We start from the raw sequence: 2,585 nt of genomic DNA, 5'->3' as shown, positions 1-2,585 counted from the left end.
CACCGTTTGGAAGCAGAGTTTTAACACAATCCGTTCCGGAACAGTATGACTCAAAATAGATGTTTGCAGGGTAAGGATAGTCTTCTGGTACGCTATATCTTTGTATTGAAGCATGAGTGCGACCAAATACAAATGTTGCATTAGTATCTACTGAGTTGACACCGTTTACATTGTCTGTGTCTGTCGCATTGGTTTCATCAACAACTACCATAAATGGATTTACAACTTTTGTTAAATTTCTGTCAAAATTTATTTTGTAGTTAAACTCCGCCGTTCCGTTTGCATCGGTGCTGTCAAACTGTGTGCTTGAAAAAGGCAGATTATATTCATTCGTTCCGTTTAGTGGAATTGAGCCGTTGTCATCAGGTGTGTAGTGGTACCAAAGCAGTTTTGTCAATGAATTTGCAGGGTTAGGATCAATCGCCTCAGCCAAGGAAATCGTTAAGTTGCCGTCTTTTGCGTAACATAAAGCTGTGTAGTTTGAGGTAATGTTGTTATCTGCTTTTTGCGCTGAAATATTTAAATCAAATGAAGCAGAGACATTCCGATCAGCATCATATGGATTCTGCTCAAAGTTTGAGAGGTATGTAAAACCGTTTGAACCGTTTTTTAAACCGCCAACTATGCCAAAATGGTGTGGGATAACCTTGATTTGCTGTGTATAAGGAGTTATCAGTCTATCTGCAAGATCTAGTGTGTCATCCGCATCAACAAGTGCAAATTCGTAACCCACTCTCTCTGCTATTGTCACATTAAAGTCGCCTACATTATGAAGTGTGTAATTATCCGTGACTGTTCCATTTGTAAAATTAACAGATGGAGAGAAATTGATGGAAGGTTCTTGACATACTTTAGAGCTATCGCTGATATTGACATCGACAAAGAAAGAGTCATCCTCTACTTCATTATAGTTATTGGTCGGATCACCTACGGAATTATCAGCTCTAAATGTAATAGTTTTAGGGTTACCCGCCGTAAAAATTTCATTAGGGGCTATTGTGGCATTGAAATCGTTTGGTCTGATGGCGAAGTCATCACTACTACATGCAGTTCCCGCATAAAAAGTACACATAAAGCAACCTAATGGACTATTAAACAATCCAGTTCCTACCCCGTTGTTCTGTGATAAGCAAGGCTTACCGTATGTGTCGTTGATTGCACATCTCTCATAGGCGGTTTGACCGTATGCATCAACATACTGTACCGCACTATTTACACACTGACCAAGACCTTCTAAGTTTCCGGTAGTAGAACTCACTTCAACGCAGTTTTGAGCATCTTCGTTTAATTTGCTTGTATCAACAATTATCATCTCTATTTTGGCATTTTTTGAAGCATTTGCAGGGATGATGACTTCTTTTGTTTGAGAATAATCGGATGCTCCTGAGTCTTTAATGGTAAAAATAGCTTGCAGATTAGTATCGGGATCAATGATTTGTTGCAGTAAAGATGAATTTGCAGACGGACATCCTCCTGTAGCATCTAAATCATTAAGCACTGGAATTGCAAACCAGAGTTTTTTATCTACATCCCCACTTGAATTGTTATCATAATCTGCATTTACGCCAAAATCATTTAAGTAAACTGCCGTAAGCGGCGTAGTTTCAGATGCAATTTTGGTTTTAATAAACTTTAAACCTAAAGAACTGGTATCTGTACTTGCATTGTAAGCATTGCTTAAGGCAGCAGTATTAATGTTCGTATCAATAAAGTCACCATTGCCTAAGCCCTCTTCAATGTAACCTCCGCCTCCACCGCAAGAGCTAATCTTTTGAGCATAGTTCAAGCCATCTTTTGTATAAGAACCATAGAGAATGATATCGTCGAAATCACCGGAGGAAGACCATGTGTCTGAATCTGTTACAGTTTGATTTGAGTCTCCTGCAAAAGAGGGCCAAATATACTCATAGCCGCTATTATGATCGGGAAATCCGCTGATAGATCTGATAGATGGACCGTTGCAAGAGTCGCCGCCGGAACATGCCGCTCCGTTGTTTGCATTTGAGTCATATATTTTAAAAACACTTACACTACTTAGAGCATCACCATCTCTATTTACAATAGTTACTTGTGCATCACAGTCGTGCGGTGTTTTGTTCGTTGCAGAATAAAAAGCTCCCGCAAGTATACATTTTCCATTGCCTATATTGTTCCCCGTTGAGCCGGCATAACAAAGTCCGTACTCACTATAAACAGAACCTATCGCCTCGCCATCGCTTATGGAGGCACCGTAAGCATTGTCTAAGAGAAGTTTAAACTTACCGCTTGCACCTGCTTTAATTGTCACATTTATATCTGCACTTGTTGTGCCTGCGGGAACTATTAGCGTACCCTCAACAGCTTCATAATCAACGTCTATAACAGCAGTGTCATCAACCGTTTCGTAGTGTATGTCAATCCCTGAACTTAATGTTCCACTGAGAGTAACACTGAATGTCATAATAGCGTCTTGTGTAGGTGACTGCATGGAAGCATCAGCAACACTTACTATATTGCCGCTACTAGAGCTGTCATCAGCATGCAACGAAAGCGTAAAAAACAAAACAATTAAAAAAGAGCGAAATAGATTCATTGGGTCCTCCAAG

1 protein-coding gene is annotated in these 2,585 nt (G+C 39.8%); it reads right to left on the bottom strand.

The genetic code is table 11. From position 1 onward, the window contains the following. On the bottom strand, positions 1-2,572 hold a 2,572-nt coding region (locus IBX42_RS12040; RefSeq protein ID WP_294933175.1), incomplete at its 3' end, for a Calx-beta domain-containing protein. Positions 2,573-2,585 lie beyond the last annotated feature (13 nt).

The sequence above is a fragment of the Sulfurimonas sp. genome, from assembly GCF_014859695.1.
Classification (GTDB): Bacteria; Campylobacterota; Campylobacteria; order Campylobacterales; family Sulfurimonadaceae; genus Sulfurimonas.
This window is presented reverse-complemented; position numbering and strand designations above follow the sequence as displayed.